This window comes from Coxiella-like endosymbiont of Rhipicephalus sanguineus (genome assembly GCF_018687865.1).
Window position 1 is genome coordinate 1 of sequence record NZ_NIQB01000071.1, and the last position, 505, is coordinate 505.

The window sequence follows — 505 nt, forward strand, 5'->3', positions numbered from 1 at the left end:
CAACAATACTTGGCAATCCACGATTCGAGAAAAAATTTGCTTAGCTAATTGCACCACCACGTACGCTAAAGAAACCGGGTTGGCTCCAATTCCCATTTGATTACGGATGTACTTACTCGCAGAAAAAACAGCAGAAAATAAGTGTTTTAATTCTGAGCCCACCGCACCTTCCTGACAGGCGACCTCGTAAGCTTGTTTCATCTGACTAAATATCTGCGGCTCCCCCACAATCATGGAATCCAAACCACTAACGACCCGAATAAGATGATTAACCTCTCTTCGAAATCACGACAACTGTAGCAAACGGATGCTATATCGGTATTTGCTAATTGGGATTGGTTCGATAAGCATTTAAAAAATAGGAATAATCTCCGCTGCTGCAGTATAAATTTCCGTACGATTACATGTAGATAATAGCATGGCCTCATTGACTGCCTCACGCGTCAATAAACTGCGAAGAGTCTAGGGTATCAAATTAGCATTGAATACTAACTTTTCTCGAATC

At 41.4% G+C, this 505-nt stretch carries 1 pseudogene; it reads right to left on the reverse strand.

From position 1 onward, the window contains the following. Nucleotides 1-447, reverse strand: a pseudogene (locus B1F79_RS04070) (glutamyl-tRNA reductase); the annotation flags it as partial. Between the last annotated feature and the right edge of the window lie 58 nt (nt 448-505).